We start from the raw sequence: 6,940 nt of genomic DNA on the forward strand, positions 1-6,940 counted from the left end.
AATCAGCGTGAGAAGCCAGGTACCGGGTCCTGGCTGATCGGGCCAAGCAGCCAGGACCCCCACTCGGGAAGGTTCGGCCTGGCCTCGCGTTCGCCGGGCAACGGCAGCTCGGTGTTGCGTGCCAGCGGCTGCACCAGCCGCGGCGTGACGATGATCACCAGCTCCTTGTCCTGTCGCTTGTAGTCGAAGTTGCGGAAGAATGAACCGATGATCGGCAGGTCGCCAAGCAGGGGGATCTTGCCGACGTTGGAGACGACATTGGAGCTGACCAGGCCACCGATCACGAAGCTCTCGCCGTCGCCCAGTTCGACCGTGGTATCGGCACGGCGCGTGGTGATCGATGGGATCTGCACGCCATTGAGGGCAATGGCGTTGCTGTAGTCCAGATCACTGGCTTCCGGTGCAACCTTCAGCGCGATGCGGTTGGGGGCCAGCACCGTCGGGGTCACCGTCAGGCCGATGCCGAACGGCTTGTAGGTGATGGTGGTGGTGCCCAGTCCCTGCGGCTCGAGGATCGGCAGTTCGCCGCCGGCCAGGAAGCTGGCGCTCTGGCCGGACAATGCGACGAGGGTGGGTTCGGCCAGCACGCGCGCCATGCCGTTGCTCTGCAGCAGGTCGACATCGGCGTTCCACAGGCCCTTGGTCGAGCCGAACACCAGCCGGAACGCTGAAGAAATGGGCGATTCGGCCTCATTGCCGGAGTTGCCTTCCTGCATGCCGGGCAGGATGCCGGTATTGCCCGGCAGCTGGCCACCCGGGCGGGCGAAGCCATAGGCGAAGTTGCCGTTGCGGTTCTGGAAGCTGATGCCGATCTGCTTCAGCGCCGTCTTGTTGAACTCGACCACCTTGACCTCGACCTGGACCACGCCGCCGCTGCTGACCGTCGACGCATCGGCCAGCAGCCCGTCCTTGCCCAGCGCCATGGCGGCGGTCTTCTGTTCCTGCATGTGCGAGAGCATGCTGTCGGTGCTTCCCTGAAGCAGGCCCTGGTTGTCCTGCTGGGTGAACACCAGCCCATTCGCGCCCGCGTCTGCTGCGCCCTGCACGGCACTCTGTACGCGCACCTGCAGGCGTTGCGGCTCGGCCTGCTTGCGGTGCCAGAGCAGGAGGGTGGTCGTACCCGGTGCCTTTCCGACCAGCAGCGCCTGGCGCTGCCCACGCAGCATCACGATGTCGGCGACGCCCGGATCGGCGATGGCCACCCGTTCCAGGTCGGCCGGGAGGGTCCATGGGCGCTGCTCACGCGCCTGCAGCACCAGATCGTCGGCGGCCACGCTTGTCGCCGGAGCCAGCAGCACCAGCAGCAGGGCCAGCCAGCGCTGGCGGGGGGAGGGGCGTGGACGGCGGCGGCGTTCGGTCATGGATGCACTCGATGCAGGTCAAAGGGAACCACGAGGGGCGGAGCTGTCGCCACGGATGATCTCGATGCCCGACGCACGCGGTGCGCTGCGTCGAGCCGCCGGCGCACGCGCCGGAGTCTCCGGGTTGCTGCGGGCCGGCGTGTTGCCGCGGCCGGCCAGAGCATCGCCATCGATGCCGGCGAAGGCATGGTTCTCCGGCCGCTGCAGCGCGAGCTGCTGTTCGGCGTCGAGGCCACGCAGGGGATCGATCACCCCACGCGCCTGTGGAAACAGTGCAAGGTCGGGTTGCCCCGTGTCAGCCGGGTTGCGCAGGGCCAGGAACAGCTTTCCCTGCTGCGCACCCAGCAGCAGCCGGTTGGCATCGGCCACCGGCACTGCCAGCACCGCGCTGCGTGCCGGCTGGGTGGCCTCGTTGCCCGAGGCATGGCTGCTGCCATTGCCGGTGATGTCGGCGGCGCGGGGGTCGTTGCGGGTATCGCCTTCGTTGCCGGCGATGGCATCGCCGGTGACCGGCGCGATGTCCTGTTGGCCGTAGCTGAGCACGCGCAGCCGTGACAGCAGCAGTCGGGTCTGCGCCGCCTCTGCCGGACCGCTGGCGTTGGGCTGGGCATTACGCAGGTTGAGGAAGACATCCACGAAATCACCCGGCAGGATGCGGTTTCCGGCGCCGACCAGTTCGTCCACCGGCACGGCCAGGGCGCGCTCACCCGCACGCAGCTGCAGCGAGAAGCCTTGGGCCAGCGCGCTGCTGCTGATGGCGGTGCCTTCGGCAATGTCCTGCACCGGGACCTTGCCGACCACGGCGGAGATGCTGGTGGCGGCACCTGCCACTGGCGTGGTCCGCTGCGCCAGGCGCAAGCCGTTGGCGGTGATCGGTTCACCCGCAGGCAGGCGGGCGACAGCCTCGACCACGGTGATCGCCTGGGCTTCGCTGTGGGCGACGGGGGCGGCCGTCGCTGGCGCGGCCGGTTTGCGCCCTATCATCAGGGCGATCACGGCCAGCAGCACGGCCAGCCCGATCAGGGCGACGGCAGCGATGCGGGTCAACTTGAGCATGGAACCGTCTCCTGTACCGATCGTCAGTTGCCGCTGCCGAGGTCGAGCTGGGCGACCGCGACACTACGGATGGGAGCCTGCATCACCCACTTGTAAAGCGTGGCGGTGCCAGGCAGGAAGGGATGGCTGGCGTAGTCATAGCTGACCGTCACCGTCATGCACTGGGCCGTGGCCAGGCCGGCGCAGGGAGCCTGGGCAGAGACCACGATGGCGTTGCTGCCGCCGTTGCTGCAGTCCACACCCTGACCAGAGAACTTCAACAGCCACTGCATCGAGCTGCGGGCGGCGACGCAGGCGGCGGTGCGCCGTTCATTGGCGCTGCCATAGCGCAATGAAGCGCGCGCGCCCTCGGCCGAGGCCGTCGCCAAGGTCTGTTGTGCGGCCATGATCATCACGCCGGAGAACGTGAACAACAGCAGTGGCAGCAGGCCCAGCATCAGCATCAGCGCGAATTCGATGCTGGCCACGCCCCGTTGGTGCCGTGGATTGCGGATGTTCATGCCATGCCTCCATAGACGCTTGCCAGGACCCAGCCGATGCCGGCGATGGCCAGGTAAGCGGCATAGGGGATGCCGCGCCGGCCTTGGCGGGCCGCCTGCATGTCACGCAGGGCCGGGTGCGATTGCCACAGGCTGCTGGCGCGGTTGACCTGCATCTGAAGGCCACCGGGCAGCATCACGCCCAAGCGGCGGCCAGCAATGATCAGCGCTGCGTGCAGTCCCGCCGCCAGGCTGGCCACTACCCAGATCGGCAGCAGCGCCTTCCAGCCCAGCAGCAGGCCCAGCACCGCGAAGAACTTGACGTCGCCGGCGCCCATCCAGCGGATGGCGTAGAACGGCAGCAGCGCCACCAGCCCGAGCGCCGCGCCGGCTGCGTGGGTACGCCACGGCTGGCGCGGCGCGCTGAACTGCTCCGCGATGATCAATGCGATGGCAATCACGGCCGCAGACAACAGCCAGGCATTGGGCACCCGGCGGGCATACAGATCGCTGATGGCGATCCGCAGGCACAGGCCGATGGCCAATAGTCCCAGCACAGTCATCGCACACTCCGTCGCCCGTCACTGGACGCTCTGCTGTTGCCCCGTGCAGGCCCCCCGCATTGCGACAGGGAAGTGCCTGCGTACCGGCTCAGCCGCCGGTTGCCGGCGCGGACCCGGAGGCCTTGGTGGCAAGGTCGGAGAGATTCTTGAACAGCGTTTCGAAGAACCCCTTGATCTCCTTGTTGCCGACCGCGATGAGGATGCCGGCGATGACGGCGGCCAGCAGCCCGTACTCGAGTGCGGTGACACCATCTTCTTCCTTCAGGAACTTGCGGATGGATGCGTTCATGGCCTTGTCTCCCTCTACTTGTTGCCTGCAGATGCAGGACACCTGTTGGGCGTTGGCCCGGCTCCGCCGGGATCGTCCGTGGGCCCCGCACGTCCTGGCGGGGAGGCATGACGGGTCATGGCCCGCCATACTCATGCTGGGCGATCAAATCCGGGGAAAGTGCCGGCCGCAATATCGCAACCACGCGGCGTGGCGCCGGTGATCGATTCGTGCTGCGATACGGTCGTGGTCATGCGCTCCCCCAGGTGTGGCCGTTTTCGCTGGCCGGATCACCGTGTTATCGACTTTGCCTGAATGGCGGTTGGCTGCAACCGGAACCTATATGCAAATTCGGCAGAATTCGCCGAACCCTTAAGTGGTCAGGCTGTTTCTGTGACGCATGGCCGTTTGAAGGCAAAACGATTCATCGAGGTGCAGATAATGTGATGCTGCAAATGCCGCATGCGAAAGCCGTGCCACTGGCAACCACATTTTCTTCACCTGTGTATCTATTTTCTTCAGTGCAGTAAGTGGGTTTACCGTGAGGGATTATCGGGCATACTCGCTTTCAAGCTGTGGCTTTTACCAGGTCTGGTCGCGGGGCATCGGTCGCACCCAGCCGGGCGACGGCGCAGGTTTCTGGAGTGGTGTGGCCCTGTAAGGCAGTGGGGGCCACGGCATGTGGCGGATCAACGGGGGACGACACTGTCATGGTCGATGGTGGGGTGGGAGACAGCGACGACGGCGGCCTGCGATCAATCGATCTGGCGACGCTGAGCGGCGTATTGCGCGTGTGCGATGTCGAACTGCTGCTGCTCGATGGCAATGGGCCGCGCGCGGCATTCGCTTCACGCGTGCATGAGGAAGCCTTGTTCTGCAGTATCAGCTGCGGTTTCCATTGCCGCGGCCGTTTCATGCTGCCGCCTGACTGGGCGATGCTCGGTTACCTGCACGCGACCGATGAAACGCTGAGCTGGTGCCACGGCGTGCCACTCACGCCGGGCATGGCATTGACCGTGATGCCCGAAGGCATCAGCGAGTTCACGCTGAGCCCGGGTACGCACATGACCCTGATGCTGGTGCCGGTCGCGCGCGTGCAGCGCAAGCTGACCGAACTGAGCCTGCGCAGCACGCCACCTGCGGGCCAGGCGCTTTCCCTGTTCAATCTGGCGAATGATTCGGCGCCACTCGCCCAGCATTATCAGCAGCTGCACGTCCAGCTTGGGCGGGGAGCTAGTCTGCAGACTGAAGAAACCGAACAACTGCTGCATGAGCACGTGCAGGCCCTGCTCGGTGCAGGGGTTGCGGATCGTCCCGGCTGCAGCCGTGCGCGGCGCACGCATTATCTCATCGCGCAGCGGGCGGAAAACTTCATGCGGCTCAACCTGCGCCGGAACATCTACATGAACGAGATATGTGATGCCGCTGGTGTCAGCGAACGTGGCCTGCGTTATGCCTTCGAGGATCTGTTTGGAACCTCGCCCAACCGTTACCTGTCCATGCTGCGCCTGTGCGCAGCCTGCCGCAGCCTGTCGATGGCCGACTCCAGCCGTCGTTCGGTGAAGGCGATCGCCCTCAGTTGTGGCCTCTGGGACCTCTCTCGTTTCGCCGACAACTACCGCAAGGTCTTCGGCGAACTGCCCCGCGATACGCTGATGCGCGCCCCCGCGCAGATTGGGCAGCCGGCCTGAGCCAAGCGCCGCAAGGCTTCCGGTGCGGTTTCTGCCGGAATTGCCTATCCGCTTGCCGATATCGTTGCCGCTTCTGCATAGCCCGCTGCCGAATCCGGCCGTGGATTTGCCGGAATGCGCGATTGCCGTGCCGGAATGAAGTGCGCCACCGCTGCTGCGAGCGTTGAAATGTCAGTCACCTGCCAAACGGCAAGTCCACTGACATTCCAGTTGTTCGCCTACGGGGGAAGTGCTCATGAATCGCATCTACCGGCGTGTATGGAACCGCCAGCTCAATGCTCTGGTCGTGGCCTCGGAACTGGCCACCGGCGACAGCGGTGGCAGTGCCGCGCGTGATCCGCGCGCCTTCCTGCTGATGCCCACCACTCTGGCCCTGGCCCTGCTGTGCGGGCTGGCCAGCGGCCACGCAGGCGCCTCGGAATCCAATCAGTCGCTGCGGGACCTGCAGGCCCTGGCTGCGAAGTACGCGCAGCCGATGCCGGTCAAGGTCGATGCCGAGGTGGCCCTGGCCGCTGCCGCAAGCCAGGCCCAGAGCAGCCCGGCAATCAGCGCGGATGCGCGCGTCGGCCTGCAGTTGAGCACCGCGTCGTTGCCGGTGGTGCGTGACGTGCTGCCAGCTACGGTGCAGGTAAAGGTGGCCGCAAACGCGGCGCCGAAGCAGGTCGCCGTCCCAGGGCTTGCTGCCGATGTCCGCGCGAAAGCCAACATCGGCCTTGGCGGTGCGCAGGTGGCTTCAATCGATACCGGTGCAAAGGTGGCCGCCGGGATCAGCGGCGCGCCGGCAGGTGCACTGCGGGGCCTGCAGGCTTCGGTCGATGGGGCCCTGGATTCGAAGCTGAAGGTGGCAGGCCATCAGATCGACGCCCAGGGCCAGGCCAAGGCGACGGCAGCGGTCACGCTGCCCGCCAAGGAGGAGCTGCCGGGTGAAATCCATGATCGTGCGATCACGGCTGCCTTCGATACCGGGGTCGCCGGCAAGGTGCGCGTGCAGGCACCGGATGGGCAGGAGGTGGTCGCCGACCGCAACCTGAAGCTGGCAGGCCAGGCGACGATTGCGGCGCAGAACAGCGCGCTGGGTGTCGGTGGCCTGGTGGGCGGGGTGGTCGGTTCTGCAGGGAACGCAGTGGGCGGTGCGCTGAATGGCACGGTCGGCACGGTCGGTGGCGCAGCCGGCGGAACCCTCAATGGCGCAGTGGGTGCCGTCGGTGGCACGGTCAACAACACCGTCGCTGCGGTGGGCGGCACCGTCGGGACCATCGGCGGTGCAGTTGGTGGTGTGCTCAACGGCGCGACGGGCGTGGTTGGCGGCGCAGGCGGTGCCCTGGGTGGCACGCTCAACACGGCTGTCGGCACAGTGGGCGGAACCGTCGGCACGGTCGGTGGCGCAGTCGGCGGAACCGTCAACGGCGCAGTGGGTGCGGTCGGTGGCACGGTCAACAACACCGTCGCTGCGGTGGGCGGCACCGTCGGGACCATCGGTGGTGCAGCTGGTGGTGTGCTCAACGGCGCGACGGGCGCAGTC

General features: G+C 66.6%; 7 protein-coding genes. 2 read left to right on the plus strand and 5 right to left on the minus strand.

All coding sequences use genetic code 11. The features are described 5' to 3' along the window. Window positions 1–2: 2 nt before the first annotated feature. The 5 genes from AC5P8Z_RS09660 to AC5P8Z_RS09680 form a co-directional block, all read right to left on the minus strand. A complete protein-coding gene (locus AC5P8Z_RS09660) occupies window positions 3–1,361 on the minus strand; it encodes a type II and III secretion system protein family protein (protein WP_495228924.1) in 1,359 nt (452 codons plus the stop codon). Window positions 1,362–1,379: 18 nt separating this feature from the next. Then, a complete protein-coding gene (gene cpaB / locus AC5P8Z_RS09665; protein WP_286068661.1) occupies window positions 1,380–2,417 on the minus strand; it encodes a Flp pilus assembly protein CpaB in 1,038 nt (345 codons plus the stop codon). 23 nt (window positions 2,418–2,440) lie between these two features. After that, window positions 2,441–2,917, minus strand: coding sequence for a TadE/TadG family type IV pilus assembly protein (locus AC5P8Z_RS09670; RefSeq protein ID WP_295568838.1), 477 nt, complete (start codon window positions 2,915–2,917; stop codon window positions 2,441–2,443). Beyond that, on the minus strand, window positions 2,914–3,459 hold the full coding sequence (locus tag AC5P8Z_RS09675; RefSeq protein ID WP_495228925.1) for an A24 family peptidase: 546 nt from the start codon (window positions 3,457–3,459) through the stop codon (window positions 2,914–2,916). Before AC5P8Z_RS09675 ends, AC5P8Z_RS09670 begins: the two co-directional genes overlap by 4 nt. An 88-nt stretch (window positions 3,460–3,547) precedes the next feature. After that, a complete protein-coding gene (locus AC5P8Z_RS09680; RefSeq protein ID WP_049426692.1) occupies window positions 3,548–3,748 on the minus strand; it encodes a Flp family type IVb pilin in 201 nt (66 codons plus the stop codon). Between the two features lie 689 nt (window positions 3,749–4,437). On the opposite strand from AC5P8Z_RS09680, the gene AC5P8Z_RS09685 reads away from it, so the two are divergent. Continuing rightward, entirely contained in the window at window positions 4,438–5,418 is a 981-nt protein-coding gene (locus AC5P8Z_RS09685; RefSeq protein WP_495228938.1) for an AraC family transcriptional regulator, read from the plus strand. A 235-nt stretch (window positions 5,419–5,653) separates the two neighbouring features. Continuing rightward, a partial coding sequence (locus AC5P8Z_RS09690) for an ESPR domain-containing protein (protein WP_495228926.1) occupies window positions 5,654–6,940 on the plus strand: 1,287 nt, incomplete at its 3' end.

Source organism: Stenotrophomonas sp. YJH_SMC_17 (genome assembly GCF_059371655.1).

What these genes read in the sequence shown, in the direction of transcription:
- AC5P8Z_RS09660 (WP_495228924.1), bottom strand. Translation starts at nt 1,361, where the DNA reads ATGACCGAACGCCGCCGCCGTCCACGCCCCTCCCCCCGCCAGCGCTGG.
- cpaB (WP_286068661.1), bottom strand. Translation starts at nt 2,417, where the DNA reads ATGCTCAAGTTGACCCGCATCGCTGCCGTCGCCCTGATCGGGCTGGCC.
- AC5P8Z_RS09670 (WP_295568838.1), bottom strand. Translation starts at nt 2,917, where the DNA reads ATGAACATCCGCAATCCACGGCACCAACGGGGCGTGGCCAGCATCGAA.
- AC5P8Z_RS09675 (WP_495228925.1), bottom strand. Translation starts at nt 3,459, where the DNA reads ATGACTGTGCTGGGACTATTGGCCATCGGCCTGTGCCTGCGGATCGCC.
- AC5P8Z_RS09680 (WP_049426692.1), bottom strand. Translation starts at nt 3,748, where the DNA reads ATGAACGCATCCATCCGCAAGTTCCTGAAGGAAGAAGATGGTGTCACC.
- AC5P8Z_RS09685 (WP_495228938.1), top strand. Translation starts at nt 4,438, where the DNA reads ATGGTCGATGGTGGGGTGGGAGACAGCGACGACGGCGGCCTGCGATCA.